The 16989-nt window shown below is 55.7% G+C and carries 12 protein-coding genes; all 12 read right to left on the bottom strand.

What is annotated here, in order from left to right; translation table 11 throughout:
• Positions 1-191: 191 nt before the first annotated feature.
• Positions 192-1310, bottom strand: coding sequence for an ABC transporter substrate-binding protein (locus ATY80_RS12250; RefSeq protein ID WP_088692726.1), 1119 nt, complete (start codon positions 1308-1310; stop codon positions 192-194).
• A 269-nt stretch (positions 1311-1579) separates the two neighbouring features.
• Complete coding sequence (locus tag ATY80_RS12255) at positions 1580-4093, bottom strand: HAMP domain-containing methyl-accepting chemotaxis protein (protein WP_088692691.1); 2514 nt, start codon at positions 4091-4093, stop codon at positions 1580-1582.
• A 184-nt stretch (positions 4094-4277) separates the two neighbouring features.
• Complete coding sequence (locus tag ATY80_RS12260) at positions 4278-5039, bottom strand: SDR family oxidoreductase (RefSeq protein WP_245306831.1); 762 nt, start codon at positions 5037-5039, stop codon at positions 4278-4280.
• 642 nt (positions 5040-5681) lie between these two features.
• Complete coding sequence (locus ATY80_RS12265; protein ID WP_088692693.1) at positions 5682-8345, bottom strand: toll/interleukin-1 receptor domain-containing protein; 2664 nt, start codon at positions 8343-8345, stop codon at positions 5682-5684.
• A 322-nt stretch (positions 8346-8667) separates the two neighbouring features.
• The gene (locus ATY80_RS12270; protein WP_088692694.1) at positions 8668-8925 is read right to left on the bottom strand and encodes a hypothetical protein; all 258 of its coding nucleotides are present in this window, start codon (positions 8923-8925) and stop codon (positions 8668-8670) included.
• A gap of 387 nt (positions 8926-9312) precedes the next feature.
• Positions 9313-10575: an NAD(P)/FAD-dependent oxidoreductase gene (locus ATY80_RS12275; RefSeq protein ID WP_088692695.1), complete on the bottom strand. Its 1263-nt coding sequence runs from the start codon at positions 10573-10575 to the stop codon at positions 9313-9315.
• A gap of 74 nt (positions 10576-10649) precedes the next feature.
• Positions 10650-10961, bottom strand: a complete 312-nt coding sequence (locus ATY80_RS12280; RefSeq protein ID WP_088692696.1) for an antibiotic biosynthesis monooxygenase — start codon at positions 10959-10961, stop codon at positions 10650-10652.
• An 11-nt stretch (positions 10962-10972) separates the two neighbouring features.
• Positions 10973-12073 carry an NAD(P)-dependent alcohol dehydrogenase gene (locus ATY80_RS12285; RefSeq protein ID WP_088692697.1) on the bottom strand — a complete coding sequence of 367 codons (1101 nt, stop codon included), beginning with the start codon at positions 12071-12073 and terminating at the stop codon, positions 10973-10975.
• A 63-nt stretch (positions 12074-12136) separates the two neighbouring features.
• Positions 12137-13135 carry an ABC transporter permease gene (locus ATY80_RS12290; protein WP_088692698.1) on the bottom strand — a complete coding sequence of 333 codons (999 nt, stop codon included), beginning with the start codon at positions 13133-13135 and terminating at the stop codon, positions 12137-12139.
• 5 nt (positions 13136-13140) lie between these two features.
• Entirely contained in the window at positions 13141-14082 is a 942-nt protein-coding gene (locus ATY80_RS12295; protein WP_088692699.1) for an ABC transporter permease, read from the bottom strand.
• A gap of 9 nt (positions 14083-14091) precedes the next feature.
• Positions 14092-15618 carry a sugar ABC transporter ATP-binding protein gene (locus ATY80_RS12300; protein WP_189637136.1) on the bottom strand — a complete coding sequence of 509 codons (1527 nt, stop codon included), beginning with the start codon at positions 15616-15618 and terminating at the stop codon, positions 14092-14094.
• Positions 15619-15674: 56 nt separating this feature from the next.
• Entirely contained in the window at positions 15675-16763 is a 1089-nt protein-coding gene (locus ATY80_RS12305) for a substrate-binding domain-containing protein (RefSeq protein ID WP_088692701.1), read from the bottom strand.
• Positions 16764-16989: the final 226 nt, after the last annotated feature.

Raw genomic sequence — 16989 nt, forward strand, 5'->3', positions numbered from 1 at the left:
TGGCTGGGGAGGATCAGTAATAGCGCAGGAGAGTATGTCCAGCATCCGGGGCGGCTCCGGCCGGGCACATCGTCGTTGGACTGCATCGTTTCTAGAATTCCTTCTGACGCGACCAGCGGCATTTCCCCCACGCCGTCAACCCCGCCCGAGGCCGGGCGGGTAGCGTTTTACCGCCTATACAGCATGTAAGATCAGTTGGTTGGTCTCCAAGAAAGTGGATCTGCTGGATTGTCAAAATATTTGGCGGCCGCGTCAGCAGTCCACCAAGCTGCATCCTTCGGTTCGAGCCAATCTTCACTATTGGGATCGCAATCGGCTGGCCGACCCGCTCTTACATCATCGATCGTGTAAGGAATCGCCGGTCGCAGAATGGACTGTATCTTCGGTCCTTGGCCCTCCAGAGTGCGCATCATCACGTCCCATACGAAACGGGCCTCGGAGCGCGGCGGCCAGAAGTGAAAGCTCCTGCTTACAAATTCAGGATTCTTACGCCAGTAGCATGATGCCGAAGCCTCTCCGCCAAGCACGATCGGCACTATCTCGCGCCCGGACTGGCGGACTGCGTTGATCACACCAGCCTCAGCGCCCGACTGAACAATAATACCGTCAATTCGGCCGGGGTTAGCGGCGAGAAATTTCAGTACTTCTGATTGTGCGACGCTGTCTGTCCATTTCCCGTCGACTTGTCCGACGACGTTGATCTCGGGATAGTACTCCAAGGCTTTTGTGGCGCCGACCTGGAAGCTGTCTGAGGAGGCGAAGCCAGTGATTCCTGATACAAGCAGCACATTGCCGCTGCCTTCGATCTCTTCAGCCAACCACTTTGATGCCTCAAAGCCGCCTTGCATGTTATTCTCTGTCGCATTGATTGCGAACGGCGACGTAACATAACCGGAGTATGAGATAACAGGCACGCCTTTCGAATAGGCGTACTCTATTGTCGGATTGAGCGCTGTAAGGTTGGAGCAGCATATGATTATGGCGTCGACACCGTCGTCTACCATATGCCGCATCTGGCTTATCTGGGCGTTATCATCGAGATTGGACTGTGTGACGACGAGGTCGGATACCAGCCCAGCCTTCTTAAAAGCTGGCAGAAGCTCATTTGTAAACTCATCAAGGATGTTCGCACGCCAAGTGTTGTCAGCGTAGCTCGAGGCATAGCCAATTTTCCACGGTGGCGCCCGCTTTGCTCTGAAATTCCGAAATACAGACTCTCCCGTAGGCAACCGCGGGTCCAATAACTCGTAGGTCTTCCGCTCTTCGCGCGGCAGTTCACTGAGCCCGCCAGCCTTCGCCGTCAGCGGCATGGCTAGAGTTGCGGCGAGATAAAATCCAATTATCAACTCACGTACGAACACTTATAGACACCTTTCATAGTCTGAGCACTGGAAAATAGTTTCTTTGCCTTTAGGTTGACGCGGGCCGTGTTGAGTCCTGCGCAACGGAGAGCGAAAAAGAGCTACTAGAAGGGAGACCGGCGCATCGAAACAAAATCGTGCGCTCGGGTTTGTGACCTTCATTCGACTGGATGGCGGCATGGCCCGCCATCGGACGCTTCGAATCTGACTACGGCTGCTTATGCGGCTAGATTTTGCCGATGAGCCGTCCTGTCATCTGTCAACTTGAACCCAGCAAGCCGTTCGCTGAGTTCGACAGTCTGGTCAGAAAGCGTCTTCGCTGCAGCGTTCGTCTGCTCAGCCATGGCTGCATTCTGTTGCGTCCCCTGATCAAGGACATTGACGTTGTTATTGATCTCAGCCAGCGAATTCGCCTGTTCGCGGCTTGAACTCACGATCTGGTCGATGCGATCAGAAATCTGCACGATTGATGCCGCTATACTGTGCAAAGCCTCGCCGGTCTTGCCGACGTAATCCGAACCGACGGCCACTTCTGACGAAGATTCTGAAATCAACTGTCGGATCTCGATCGCTGCGTCTGACGATCTTTGGGCAAGTTCGCGAACTTCTTGTGCAACTACCGCGAAGCCTTTTCCAGCATCGCCGGCACGAGCTGCTTCAACGCCGGCATTCAGCGCAAGCAAGTTCGTCTGGAATGCAATCGTGTCGATCAATCCTATGATCTGACCGATCTTGTAAGATGCATCCTGAATTCGCCCCATGGCGCTTATAGCATCGGTTACAATGATGGCCGCGCCCTCGGCATGTTCCTTGACTGCTGAAACGAACGCTTGGGTCTTAATCGCTGTCTCCGAGGAATTCCTCACCGTAAGAGTCACCTGCTCGACGGCTGCCGCAGTTTCTTCGAGAGACGCAGCCTGTCGTTCAGTCCGGCGTGACAAATCATCAGAGGCATTGAAAAGTTCATTGGTTCCCCATTTGATTTGTTGAGTGTTTTCCTCGATATGGAACACGGTATCCCTGAGGACGGACAGTGAGTGGTTGAAGTCACGCCGCAGTTGCTCGAGATTGGGATGGAAGTGGCGGTCGATGGTTTGCGAGATGTCTCCTCGCGCCAATCGAGACAGCGCCTCCCCGAGTGTTCGTACAGCGCTGGATACTTCTTTTTCAAGCTGAGCACGTTCAAACTCACGATCCGTCCGCTCCTGATCAGCCATTTTCCGGTCGTTGTCCGCACGGGCTTCAACCTCGAGCTTCGACACCGCATTTCCGCGGAAAACTTCAAGCGCGCGCGCCATGTCGCCGATCTCGTCTTTCCGCTGGCAGCCAACGATGTCTGACTGAAGATCACCGGTTGCCAGCCCCTGCATGCGCTTTGCGATCCGTTCTATTGGCGCGCGCAGTGTCGCCATCAGGCCGGCTCCAGCCAAGAGGGCGACCAAAACACCCGAGACGGTAGCAGCTGCGGACAACAGTCGGGCGAAATCGCTTTCCCGGTGCGCGTCCTGTTCCTGAGTCGACGCGAACGAAACGAGATTTTTCCATATCGACTGGACGGTTTCATCCGCCTCTGCGTAATGCGCCTGCCGCCCTTCCGCGATCTTGATCAACTTCTCGGTATTCTGTTCGATAGCATCCCCCTGCAAGTAGAGGATCTCTTCCATTTTGTGGAAGTTTGGCAGCGCATTGGCTACACCTCCAACCGCTACGGTGTCGCGAGTCAGTTTCGTAAGTTGCTCAACGAGCCGCTTTTGGTTTTCCGTGCTGGCCGCCCGCAACAGATTGTTTATCTCAATCTCAATCGCATCGGCATCCTGGCTTACCGACGCCACTGCCGCAACGAGCGTCTCCGATTCTGCCAATGGCTTATCCAAGGCTCGAATTGCATGGGTTCCCTCGATCATATGTTGTAGGGCGTCATTTCGCAGTCGCGGGGCAAACGCATTAAGATCGAACCCAAGACTGTGAAGGAACGCGCTATCCAGCCCGGTATTAGCGACGACCCGGGAGATTGCCTGTTCCAGGTTTGCGACTGCTTGTCCATCATCGCCGGCAACGACGCGCTTGACAGTTTTCATCGCCTTTTTGATCGTTAGCGCCTGTTGCTGCACCTCAGAGCTTGGCATCGCGCCGGCCGGCAGATTCACCAAATTTTCTGACAACCGCTGCATAATCGACGCCGTGTCAATCGAGCGGGTAGCCTCTCTGAGCATCGTTTTGCCAGAGTTTTCCTGGTTCCGAACCTGCGCCCGGACTTTAACCGAGGCCAGCTCAAGATCAGCCGCAACCTGCTTGATCTCGGTCAAGCTCGCGGCAACGTCACGACGAATGGAGACTTCATCGTTGTGCAGAGACCACATGCTATCCATGCTGTCAGAAATGGCCGACATCGCTGTCCCACTGCTTTCAAGAGCGCGAATGTCACTACCCACGTCAGCCGCGGCCCCCTGAAGCGACAGCATCGTGGCGCCCTGCCTGTTTAGACTTGCCAGGGCCTCATCACGGTTATCCGTCGAACTCTGCGCCAAAAACCGATTCATGCTCTCAGAGACGTCCCGAAATCCGCTCAAAGTCTCAAGAACTTCGCTCGATAGCCGAAGGCGAGATTGCAGCAAACCGGTCGCCTGTAGGCTCACGACACCCACCGCGGCCAGTATCATGACCAGCGGCACCAGTAATAATAAGACTTTCGCTCTTATGCTGAAACCGGATAGCAAGCGATCGACGAACATAAAACCTCCAGATGACTAAAGCGGGTACTGCCACCCATTCCTGGAGTTTTAGTTGTTCGACCTAAACGAAGAGGAAGAATGTTGGACTGTGAGAGAGCAAACTGGTTTACGTCTTGTTAGGATTTTCACGTTGAATTGGCGTTCCAACTATCAACGTTAACGACAAGCTAACGTCTTCGCGCCATTATATTCGCGAAGGACTATCGTCAGGTTTCAGGTCGATGTCCAAGACGTTTCCCGTGAGCTTTCCAGAGAGCTCTGCACTTGCGAGGAATTGGACAGCTTGGACAAGCGTCCTAAGCGTCTCACTTTGAACGTAAGATGTAGAACGCGCATTTCTGGTATGAACAGCGTTTATTCGAAGCCCCGAATCCCGATACTTCTTCGCCATCGCACTCGTCGTAGTTCGTAAGGCCGCTTGGAGCACGGCCTCGCGGTCGACCTCCAGCAGCATCTTCTCGTCAAACCACGCGATATTCACAACAGCGAGTTCTTGTCCCTGGAGCCGGGAGCCGAAAGCACTTGTCACCCTTATTAAATTGGAGACGGCATCAAGCCCGAGATCCGTAGCGGAAAGCGGATCCGCGCATTCACGATGACGAAAGGCTATATTGACGAGAATGTCGACCCGGCTCCAGCGTAGGTAAACTTGGTCGACCATTGAATTGACATACACGTCCCTGTTCAAATTGACCTTAACCGGAAACAAATTCGTCCCCGAGACTGCAGTTAATGAAGTAAAGTCTGAGGGGTCGAGATCGCCCACGGCGACACGGTAGCCAGTTTCGAGGAAAGTCTGCGCAAGACAGAACCCGACCGGGTTTGACGCGCCCACCAATACACAGACTTTGCCAGCATGAGAGCCGGCAGCGGCCTGACCTCCTTCGATAGACCTGGCCGTCGGCGGCGTGCGGCGTGCGTTGGGTGTCTGAGATGCTGGTTTCACGCAGAAAACGGTCCAGGTTGGAAATCGTGAGATCCAGCGACCCGTTCATATCTCAACAGGGAATGCACACCTATCTCCAAATCACGTTGTCTCACGCCTCTCCGATCCCAAACAGCCACGAGCACATGGAGAGGGTAGACGGAAATTTATGGGTCATTTCGATGCCGGGGTTAATGAGGTTGGCGCGTGCGTCGGTTTAGTCTGGCCGTTCCACATTTGGTCCATCGAGGCGCTCAGACCGCGGCAGGAATTAAGCCAAGATTAAAGATTATCAGACAATCTGTCAATCTTTTATTGTGTTCGACAGGCTAAATTCTTTGTAGAAGTTGGCGCGCGACCTTGGCTGTCATGTCGATGTGGGCGCTCCCTGTGATGTGAGTGAAGCATGCGCTCGGGGCCGAAGCATAAGCGTACGGAATGTATGTTCCGCCGAAAGGGACTCGCCAGGACGTTCAGTTCACTAAACGATTTATGCCTTTAAATCAAGCCCTTAGCTAAAATCAGATAAGAGTTATTATGGAACTCATGGCTGCAGGCTCGAAGTGAACGACCGAGTCAATACGGTTGTCAAATTCCGGCTCAGGTCACACCCAAACCACTACTGCAGTTGGGGCAAACTGAGCCGCTCCTTGTAGTGACCAGCTATGCATCTTCTGTTTTCGGCTTGTGCTCCATCGAAAATAGCCGCTTGCTGAGCGACGCTTTATTCCGTTGAACCTCGATACGGTTCATCGGAATCTTTAGGTTTTTCGATACCCACTGTTTGTCTTGGATCGTCATGGGCATGTAGTAGCTGTAGATATGCACGGCCACTCTCATGAGGGCAAGCAAGGAGCTGTGCTCTCCAAACCGTTCGATCGCCGCTTCTATAGCGGGTTTATCAAGCTTTCCATCGCTGTAGAGACGGGCGATCAGCAAGACACTAGTAAAATTGAACGGAATGAACTCGCCAGGTCGAACCTCGTCCGCTTCGTGGAGCTGCGCGAGTTTGTCGAGCGCTCGAATTGAGTGCGGCTGGCTGAGATAGCGAGCTAGGCCGGCTTGAGACATGTAGACCGACCAGAAGGCAAATATCCGCATAACTTTTTGATACTTCTCATCGACGGTGAGCTTCTCGTTCTTGAAGCTCTTTTCAATATCGGCGAGAGATCCTTCCTTGTCGTACATTAGCAGAGCTGCGATGGCGTGGTTTAGCGACGCATAACGGCCACTTGCTTTAACCATTCTCGTTATGCAATCTAAAACAACGTCGGCCCCGTAGGTGCCGGATCGGCCGCTAAGGATCTGGCCCAAGACGGAATGTATCCTGAGCAAGGCGTTGACGCTCTTCATATAAGAGTCGCCGTCGATTTCTTGCCGACTGATCTCATCCACGAACTCAGAGTCAGCAATATGGGCGTCTAAAAATGGCAATGTGTATCGAGCAACGACATCTTCTGCGTTTTCTATGATGTCAGCTATCTTTTCTTTCAAAAGCGTAACACGATTTTCCTCGACGTCTGCACGCGCCTCGATCGTGAGCTTGTCTCCGGTTGAAAGTCCTACGATCATCGACTTGGACTTATCGGAAAGCACCCAGTCGTCGGCTTTCGAAAACAGCATGTCCAGAGTCGACAATAGCGATGAAATAACAAAGTTGTCGTCATTGAAATAGGCAATGTAGATTACGATATTGGCGAAGGTCTTCTGGAAAATGTTTTTTGTGCAATTTTCGACGAAGGCAATGTACTTAGCATGATCATTTTTGCTTAGTGTTTTCGCAACGTATCGTGCGCACAGGAAAAACCAAAGATAGTCCTCTGCGAATTCATAGCCGCCCTGGCATTCTCTGAGAAAAGTGGGTGTCGCCATTTTTCTAAGGTTTCGGCCAGACGACAAAAACTGGGTCTCAAAAATATCAACGCACTCGTCAAATTTCTCCCGTGAGATCTGACCATCGGCGCTCTCGAGATATGCTGTGTAGGCGATAAGCGAGAGAAAATTCTTGTACTCGTCGAAAGCTATCCATTGCTGCCCAGTATTTACGAGGCGGCTTTGAATGAGGGCGTCGTAGCAAGCAGCGAAGGACGATATTGCTATGTCGTTTCCGGAAGCGGAATCAAGCAGTTCAAGGAATGTGATGACCGAATAAGGGGACTTCTCGATCTCTGTTTGCCCGAAAATAAGCTGGATCTTTTCGTAAGCCTCGAGGACATCCTTGTCTGCGGGCAGGAGGCCCTCCTGCAACCCAATACCTTTCCACCGCGCTACAAGCTGGAGGACCTTCTCATTTTGGAAGGGATTGATGTTGAAGGTAGCTGGATTCGGCAGATCGTCAGCTGTGTAAAGAACGGATGGTGCGGACGTGAAAGAGGTCACTATGCACTTTCGATAGGAACTAGAGATCTTTCGAATAATGATCTCTTTGACTCGATCAGGCAGGACACACTCATCAAAGTCGTCGATGATGATCGTGAACCTCGTCTCAGGAAAATGGCTCAGCCCATATTGCCGACTGATCGATCTTCTGACCTCAGCTTCGATATCGACGTTGGATATAGAGGTGCCCTTGAGCAGCACCGCGGGGAAGCCAGCCTGGTCCAATGCAATCTGTAATTTTTTTGCCAGCAGGGATTTCCCAGACCTGTCGTCACCAGTGATTATGGCCGCGGGAGCGACGATCAGCCGTTCAACAAGTTGGGAGAGACTTGTCAGTTGTTGCTTGTCTTGTTCGGAATAAACATCGGGGTCAATGAAAACGGCCAGTTCGTTGAATGGCTGAGCCTGCGGGTGGCGTATAAAATCCACACTGAAGAGATTAGTACGATATGCGGGATCAAGCGGTTGTGGCGTCAACTTTTTTTTTAAGTTGCCTATGACGGTTTTGATACCGTTGATCACCTTCAACCATGCAGCGTCGCGCCGCTCAGCCTCGTCCCGCCCAAGCGCTCCACGTGTAACCGGAATGCCATCAGGAGGAATGGCGTTGAATTTCCGCAGGCCGCCAACGTCCCAATCGCAGTCCCTGACGAGTACGGGCACGAGCTCTGCCTCACCTCGCGAATGTCGTTCTTCCGCGATCTTGTATTCAGTCCCGAAACAGTAGTCTGACGCAATGAAGTCGGTGCTCACGAGCAGGATCACAATGTCGGCCGATCGGATTTTCAAATCGATCTCCGCGTCGATGATCCCGCCGGGAGGTATCAAGCGATCGTGCCACACGTCGATAAGGCCGCTTTTTCTCAAGCCCGCGAAATGCCGCAACAACTCATCCTTGAGCCATTCGTCGGCGTGCGTGTAGGATATAAAGACTTCAAATGGCTTCATTAGTATTCCCCAAGAATCAGGTGCGAAATCTTAACTGGTTGAACGGGCCCTTCGTCAACAAGCAGTGCGGGAATGATCTGAGATTCCGCTCATTTCCGCAGATGAGAACACCGCCACGAACAAAAATGGAGACGCCTGAAAAATCGAACGGGGACGTATACAGGTGATCCTGAACCACCACCAGCACCGCAATCCCGGTTCTTCGAACTACCACTGATCCGCAGCGCAACCACCGGCTCATGCCCCGCCCGTAGCGTGGTCTTGGGGCAATCAGGGCGGGGCGGCCTATTTAATGGAGTTGCGATGCGGCTTTGCGACGGACCTAAGACGTTCTTTTGCTCTTAAATCTCACCGATGCGCTGGAGATGGCCGTCTCATACGTATCGATGCGCATCTGGACCTTGTCGGCGAGGGTCTTTTCACCCGTTTGCTGCACGTCGCCCAGCCCCTTCAGTATGAAATCACGAATAAGGTCGGCTGTGCTCACATCACGCGAAAACGCAAGCCGACGCAGCTCGCGATCGAGGGCAAGTGGCAAATAGACAGTGCGCAGCACCATGCTGTCTTTGGGATCGGGCATCGCGCTTTCTCCAGAGGTGCTCACTATGCGCATCTGACTTCGTTGTGCATCTGACTTCGTAAAGTCAAAGTCAGCACTGCTTCGCCATAGGGGCGGAGATGGCTTCGGATAGCGATCCCAGTACCATCAGCGAATTGGTAGACCGGACCAACGCACTGTGCCTCGATCCGGGCGATAACGCCGGCAGGATCATTGACGTGCCTCGGTTGCTTCGCTTTGCAGACAGTCGATCGTGCTTATCCAGTCGAGCAGATCGACGCCGTTAAATTGGGCCGCGCCGCGGGTCGGTCTGTCCGAGAACACGCGGCGATCGTCGGCCCGAGCTCAATGAGATCGTTGCCACCCTTCTTCAATATATGTTGTTCAGCGCAAATCCTGCCCATGCTGCTAGACCTCGTCTTTCAGCGTCTCCTTCTGGGTAATAAGGCGGGCAGAGTGGTGGCCAGAGGTAAATGCCCAAAGCCAGCTCAGCGCCACTGCCATGCGGCTCCGTGTTCCGATCAAAAAGTAGATGTGAGCAAGGCCCCAGATCCACCAGGCGATGGAGCCCTTCAGCCGCAGCCTGCCGAAATCGATCACCGCCGAGCTTGGTCCTATGGTCGCAAGATTACCAAGATGCCTGTACTTGAAGGCAGCCGGCGCTGGGCGCTGCTTGAGGCGGGCCTTGATCACTTGGGCGACGTATTTTCCCTGTTGCTTTGCGGCAGGCGCGATACCAGGAACCAGCATTCCCTCGCCGGTCTTAACGCTCGCGGTATCGCCGACAACGAAGATGTCCGGGTGTTCGAAGACCGTGAGGTCGGGCTGCACGATAGCACGCCCCGCTCGATCCGTCTCCGCCCCCACCCACCCGGCGGCCTTGGATGCCTGCACACCCGCCGCCCATATGACGGTGCGGCTCGGCACGAACTCGTCCCCAATCGATATTCCTTCCTCGTTGCAGTCGGTTACGGGCCTTCCCGTGCGAACCTCGACGCCCATCGACGAAAGGGAACGCTCGGCGTATTGCGATAGCGCCTTATGGAAAACAGGCAGAATACGCGGCCCTGCCTCTACAAGAAGAATGCGCGCCGAAGTCGTATCAATGTTTCTGAATTCCTCGACAAGCGTCCTTTGAGCCAGTTCGGCGATGATCCCGGCCATTTCGACGCCTGTCGGCCCGGCGCCGATTATCGAGAAGGTCAGCATTGCGGCCCGCGCTTGGGGATCGGTTTCCAGCTCCGCCTTTTCGAACGCCAGGAGAAGGCGACGGCGGATCGTGGTGGCGTCTTCCAACGCCTTCAGTCCGGGCGCGAAGGGCTCCCATTCATCCCGCCCGAAATACGCGTGACGGGCCCCCGTTGCGAGAACAAGGGTATCGTAGGGAATGGCATGACCGCCCTTGAGCGAGACGAACCGCTTCTCGACATCAACGCCCACGACCTCGCCAAGAAGCGTCGTGACATCTTTCCTTCCACGGAATACCGCGCGAATGGGCCAGGCAATCTCAGAGGTCGCCAAGACCGTCGTCGCAACCTGATAGAGCAGCGGCTGGAACAGGTGATGATTGCGTCTGTCGATGATCGTGATCGAGAGGTTTGGGCATTTGAGTTCCTTGGCCAATTGGAGGCCGGCGAAACCGCCTCCCACGATGACAACTCGATGCTCCATTTCGCCCTCCCGCGAGCCTTTGGAAAAACCCGCCTCGGATCGAGCGCGTCTTTCGGTGTTGCATGATCACAAACTCAGTCGCTGATGCGACTGCTCACAATGATGGAAGGGGGGCTTACCAGCAACGGAAGCAGTGGTTCGAGAACACGCTTGACGTTCGCAGATTCTCCGTGACGCGCGGCTGTCTCCTCGTTTGCCCAACCATCGAGAATGAAGAACGTATTGGGCTCGTCGGAGCGCTGGTAGAGATTGTAGTAAAGGCAGCCCTCTTCCTCGCGGGCAGGGCCGACAAACTCCTGGAGCAGTGTGTTGACACGGTCCCGGTTACGCGTCGATGTTTTAAACTCAACAATGAGATGCTGTTCGTCGGACTTGCGGGATGGCATGTGGGAAGCTCCTAGTTGAAGATGATGACGGGCTTGATCACGCGGCCAGCTTCGGCATCGGCGATGGCCTCGTTAATTTTCTCGAACGGATACTTTGTGATCAGCTCCTGGAACGGGAATAAGCCGGCCTGGTTCAGCTCGACCAGTTGGGGAATGAAGAGTTGCGGGATCTGGTCTCCGAGGATGGCACCCTGAATTTTCCGGTTGAAGACCATGAGGTCCAGCGGAATTGGAATGTCCTTGCCGAGCGCGTCGAGCCCGAGGAGGACGATATGGCCCCCTGCCCGCGTGCATTTGATCGTGTTCAGGATGACGGGAATGATACCCACGGCGTCGATTGCAAAATCGGCACCGCCACCCGTCAAGGCGTGGATCTGCTCCACGACGTCTGGGTCCCTGCCGTTGATTGCGTGGGTCGCGCCCAACGTCCTGGCCATGGCCAGACGCTGCTCATTCAGGTCGATGATGATGATCTTTCTGCACCGCCGCACCTTGGCGGCCATCACCGCAGCCATGCCGACTGCTCCCGCGCCGAACACAGCAATGGTTTGTCCGATCTCCGGCTTCATGGCGTTGATGACGGTACCCGCTCCCGTTGCCATGCCGCAACCGAGCGGGGCCGCATTCGTCAGGTCAAAATCGCTGGGAAGCTGCGCGGCGTTGTTTTCAGTCGCCAGGATATGGGTCGCGAAGGATGACTGGCCGACAAAGTTGCTGCCAATGCCGACTTCATCACAGAGCAAGGCCTTTTTGCCGTTCGGACGAAGCCCCGTCAGATTGTATTGGGTGTAGTTCTGGCAGTTCATCGGGTGAGAGCGCCGGCAGTCGCCGCAGAAGCGACATGAACTCTGGCTGAGCGCAACGTGGTCGCCCACCCTTAAACCTAGGACGTCCGCCCCGATGGCCTCGACGATACCAACACCTTCATGTCCCGGTATGACCGGGGCGGGAGGCCCAAATATCCCATCACGGAGCAACAGGTCGGTATGGCAGATGCCCGTGGCGACCGTCCGCACGAGAATTTCATTGCCTTCTGGATCCGCCAGCTCAAGTTCACGAAACTCAAGTGGAGCTTTCGGTTTTACGGCGACGGCCGCTGTTATCTTCACCATTCTTTTCTCCTGCATTCTCCGCGTTGACACCGGGAATGACCTGGTTGGCAGATCCCGTGCGGGCTAGACGCGACCGACGCGTGCTCCGTAAATGATCGCCGCAAGAGCGATGATCCCGCCCTGGACGATAAGCTTGCCGGGCTCCTGGATGCCGAACACCGTCAACATCGCGAAGAGGAAACTGAAGGCGACGACTGCAACGAAAGGCCCGGCGACGCCGCCGCGGTCGACGCCAAACGTCACCCCACCGAGAATCGTCGCAGCGAGAGCGTTCATGAAGGTGTCGAAGCCGGGCTTGATCGTGCCAATGGCCAGCGCCGACACCTGAACCAGCGCGGCGATGCCCGTCAGCGTGCCCGCAAGCGTATGGGAGACAAAAATCGTGCGGGCCAGAGGTATGCCTGTTATCTCTGCCGCCCTCGGATTGTCGCCGACAGCGCGGAAGTAGCGCCCGAGGATCAAGAAGCGGAACGCTAGTGCGACAAGAACGGAAATCCCGATCCAGACGATCACGGAGTAAGACAGGCCGTAGATGTTCCCGCTCGTCAGGACGCGAAGCCAGCTTGGCGTCGAACCCGGTGCACGGCCCGCACTCATATATTGGACGACCCCTATGAGGATCGCCGATACGCTCAGCGTCGCGATGACCGCGGAGGCGCGGACATAGGCCACGAGGGCGCCGTTGATCAGACCGACGACAAGGCCGATGACGACCGGCATCAGGACCGTGACGAAGGGCGGGTAACTATTAAGGAGCCCGGAGCTGGCGAGATAGATCGAAAAAGCAAACACGCCACTGACCGAGAGATCAATAGAACGCACCCGCATGACAAGAGATTGCGCCAGCACAGCGATCCCAAGCGGCGCTGACTGTTTCAGGATCACGAACCAATAGTTCGGATTGATCAGCGTCGCGCTTACCGCGGGGGCCACAGCGATCAGGATTGCGAGCACGTAATATGCCGGGGGCAAGCCGAGCACCCAGGAAAGTATGCGCCTGGCGGTGAGAGTGCGGGATGGCGTCTCAATTTTCGCATCTGTTGTGGTCATCAAGAGGTCCATCTCTTTCAAAGTCCGATCGTTTTGCGACGCTGTGAGACGACGAGTGCTAGCAGCAGAAGGCCCTTCACGACCGACTGGAGGAATGCCGAGACGTTAGCGAGGTTCATCACATTGTTGACGATGCCGAGGATAGCCGCGCCGGCCACAGTGCCGAGGATGCTGCCGATACCGCCAGCCAGGTGAACACCCCCAAGCGCTGCTGCGGTAACGGATTCAATTCCGAATGTGGCGCCCCCCTTGGGATCGCCCGAGGCAAGGCGGCCTGCGAGGAACATCCCGGCAGCGCAAGCAAATAGTGCCGACAGGATGTAGGCTTTGATGACTGTGCGTTCGACCGGGACGCCATTCATGCGGGCATTGAAGTCGTTACCACCCGAGGCGAACAGGTAGAGGCCAAACGGCCTGCGATAAAGCAACCAGGCGGAAACGAAAGTGGCGGCGATCAGCCAGAGCAGCGAATTCGGCACGGGCCCGACCGAACCCGCGACTGACGCCGAAAGCCATTCAGGCACCTTCCCGCCGGGGATGGGGAGAATGATTAGCGCCAGTCCCTGGCCGATACCCATGGTTGCCAGGGTCATGATGATCGGATGGACGTTGAGCCTGGCTACGCCGTATCCATTCGCCAGGCCGAATGCGATCGCAACCGCAATGCAAAGCATGACACGGACAACCTCGGGCACGTCGAGTGTCATGATCGTGGTCGTCACGCTGATGATCGAACCAACGGAAACGTCCAGGCCGCCCGTCAGGATCACAAAGGTCTGGCCCAGCGCAGAAATGACGAGAACAGTAGATTGGGCCAGCAGGTTCGACAGATTCTCAGGCGCCAGAAATTCTGGAAGCAGGATGACCGAGGCGACCACCAGGACGAGTAGCGTGCCGATGGAGAGCCCGATCGCACCCGCCCTGTAAGGTGTCTTCAGGAAGTTTGCGACGGTATTCATGTATCCTCCTCAATGAACAGCGGCGCGCGGATCGTGCGCGGAGTTCGAACCGAGTGCGGTTCCCAGGATGGTTTCCTCTGTGGCATCAAGCGCCGGCATCTGTCCGACGATCTTTTTGTCGTGAACGACTAGGATGTTGTCACAGAGCCCGATCAATTCGGCGTGCTCGCGTGACGAGACGATCACTGCACCGCCACGATCGGCAAAATCGCGAAGCAGCTTGTAGATTTCCGCTTTCGCGCCGACATCGACGCCACGTGTCGGCTCCTCGATGACAAGGATATCGACCCCCGAAAGCAGCCAGCGGCCAAGAAGCACCTTTTGCTGGTTTCCGCCCGAAAGTTTGCCAACGGGAGATGCTGGGTCGGCGGCCGCAACACGAAGCGACTTTATGACATCGTGAACCCTGGAGATGGAACGCCATGCAACGTTCGCCATGTTCCGGTTCAACTGCTTGCCAAGTGCGATGTTGTCGTAGATCGGAAGCCGAAGAAACAGGCCTTCCTGCTTGCGGTCTTCGGGAATGAAACCAATGCCCGCTAAGATCGCACTCGAGAAGCCGGAGGATACGTTCACACCGATCATGCTATCGTCGCGGCGACGCCGGACGGTCACGGCTGCGGCGGTTTCGACGCCGACGACCGCACGCATGATTTCGCGCTGCCCCTGGCCTTCCAGCCCGGCCAGTCCGATGATCTCGCCCATGCGTACGGAAAAATCGACTGACGGGCCATGGTCATTGAGACGAAGCCCTGCCACGTCGAGCATCGGCGATCCAATAGTCTGCGCCCTCGGCGGAAAGAAATTCTGAAGCTCGCGTCCAACCATGGTTGCCACAAGCGTTTGGAGATTGAAGTCTTCCGCCCTGGCTGTCTTTACCCAAGCCCCGTCCTTCATGACGGTGATGGTGTCGCACAGTTCGAACACCTCGTTCATCCGATGCGAGATGTAGACGACAGCCTTGCCTTGCGCCTTGAGATCGCGGATGACCTTGAAGAGATGAGCGACGTCCGTTGAGTTCAATGCCGCGGTCGGTTCGTCGAAAATGAAGACATCGGCATTGGATGTCAGACCCTTGGCAATTTCCACTGCCTGCTGCTGGGCAACCGTCAGCGTTTCCACAACCGCCGTCGCGTCCAGTTGAGGGAAAACGTCGGCAAGCAGCTCGCGGGATCGCTCGACGACCTCGACCTTGTCTATCGACCCATCGGCACGCCGGGGCTCGTGCCCAAGAAACATATTTTCGGCGACCGTGAGATTGGGGATCAGGGTGAACTCCTGAAACACCGTCGACACGCCGGCGAGACGCGCTTCCTTGGGGGATCGGAAGATCACCTCTTCTCCTCGCAGACGGACGCGTCCGGCAGTCTGTTGATAGACGCCGGCCAGAATTCGCATCAGCGTGGATTTTCCCGCCCCGTTCTCGCCCATCAATGCGTGGACAGAGCCGCGTTCAAGCGAAAATTGAACATTCGATAGGACTTTGGTCGCGCCAAAGGACTTGTTGATGCCGACCATCTCGACAAGCATACTCATGAACACTTCCATCTGCGAGGGTGAAGAGGGCGCGCTTTGTCCGCGCCCTCCATGCGTCAGGCCTTGAAGTACTCGAGGAGCTTCTCATTCGGCATTTCTGTCGGGGCCCAGTAAGCGTCCGTGAGATCGGGGCGGTAAAACTGTGCAAGATTGTCGTCGACGATCGGCTTGGGCCGGTTGGTCCAGTTGCGCTGGATCGGCTTGCCTTCGAGAAGCGCGAAGGCCGCACGCAGGGCTGCCGTCGAAAGAGCCGGAGGGCAAATTGGCCCAATCGAAGAAAGCTTTTCGTCATTCCAACGACGCATCCAACCGTTCAGGGCCTCTCCCGTGATCGGTGGAATGGTGGAGGCCCCGGCTTCCTGCAGCGCGTCCAAGACGCCGAGCGACATGTTTGCGCCGTCAGTCCAGACCCCGGCGACATCGGGATCAGAGAGATAGAGGCTTTCGGCGATCTTCTTTGAGTCCTCGTAGGACCAGCTGCCGTGCTGGGTTGAGGTGATTTGGAGACCGGATTTGCTAAAGACTTCCATCGCCCCAGCGTAACGATCAGCATCGATCGGATGTCCGGCGACGCCGCGCAGCACCCAAACTTTGCCCTGGTTGCCGAGCTTATCGACGAGAAACTGCGCCATCACCCGGCCGAAGTAGAAGTCGTCGCCCTGAACCTGCACCGTGAATTCGTCGGTGTCGACGCGACCGAGATAGACGACCGTCGGTATGCCGGCGGCCTTCGCCTTCCTGATGCCTTCGACGGCGGAGCCTGTTGTAAGCGGCGCAATGATGATTGCATCTACCTTTTGTGCGATCAGATCCTCGATGTCGGCGACCTGTTTTGAGGCGTTGAGGTCGGCGCTTCGGAATTGATAGTCGGCGACACGCGCCTTGTTCCTGCTGATCTCGTATTCGGCCTCGAATGCGGTTTGATAGGTGTGCGTCGAACCGGCCAGGCCATAGTGGCTGTGACCAATCTTCCAGGGACCTGACTTGGCAAACTTACCAGCGTCGACGACGGGGTTTTCCCCTTCGGACGGCCAAGTGTCGGGTAGCAGGGTGATCGTATCCTCTGCCCGCAGGATGCCCGGTATTCCGAACGCGCCAGCTGCAATCAAGGCACTGCCCGTCTGTAGGAATGTACGTCTTTTCATCGAAATTCTCCTCCTCTTGCCACCCAGCGCGGCCATTTTGTCTGCGTCCTGGAGCGCCGTTATACTCCAGCCGCCGCCGGATTCTCCCCTAAACGACAGATCGCATCATTATAAATAAGCAGACAATCTGTCAATAACCTATAAAGACTGCGCCTTCTTGGACAAAGATTCAGGCATTATCATACTGATATGAAAACGTTTTTTGTCCACATTTGGCCAAATCTGG

The sequence above is a fragment of the Rhizobium sp. R711 genome (genome assembly GCF_002211365.1).
Classification (GTDB): Bacteria; Pseudomonadota; Alphaproteobacteria; order Rhizobiales; family Rhizobiaceae; genus Rhizobium.

Coding starts and splice junctions, on each gene's coding strand:
- ATY80_RS12250 (WP_088692726.1), bottom strand. CDS start 1,310: ATGCCGCTGACGGCGAAGGCTGGCGGGCTCAGTGAACTGCCGCGCGAA.
- ATY80_RS12255 (WP_088692691.1), bottom strand. CDS start 4,093: ATGTTCGTCGATCGCTTGCTATCCGGTTTCAGCATAAGAGCGAAAGTC.
- ATY80_RS12265 (WP_088692693.1), bottom strand. CDS start 8,345: ATGAAGCCATTTGAAGTCTTTATATCCTACACGCACGCCGACGAATGG.
- ATY80_RS12270 (WP_088692694.1), bottom strand. CDS start 8,925: ATGCCCGATCCCAAAGACAGCATGGTGCTGCGCACTGTCTATTTGCCA.
- ATY80_RS12275 (WP_088692695.1), bottom strand. CDS start 10,575: ATGGAGCATCGAGTTGTCATCGTGGGAGGCGGTTTCGCCGGCCTCCAA.
- ATY80_RS12280 (WP_088692696.1), bottom strand. CDS start 10,961: ATGCCATCCCGCAAGTCCGACGAACAGCATCTCATTGTTGAGTTTAAA.
- ATY80_RS12285 (WP_088692697.1), bottom strand. CDS start 12,073: ATGGTGAAGATAACAGCGGCCGTCGCCGTAAAACCGAAAGCTCCACTT.
- ATY80_RS12290 (WP_088692698.1), bottom strand. CDS start 13,135: ATGGACCTCTTGATGACCACAACAGATGCGAAAATTGAGACGCCATCC.
- ATY80_RS12295 (WP_088692699.1), bottom strand. CDS start 14,082: ATGAATACCGTCGCAAACTTCCTGAAGACACCTTACAGGGCGGGTGCG.
- ATY80_RS12300 (WP_189637136.1), bottom strand. CDS start 15,618: ATGAGTATGCTTGTCGAGATGGTCGGCATCAACAAGTCCTTTGGCGCG.
- ATY80_RS12305 (WP_088692701.1), bottom strand. CDS start 16,763: ATGAAAAGACGTACATTCCTACAGACGGGCAGTGCCTTGATTGCAGCT.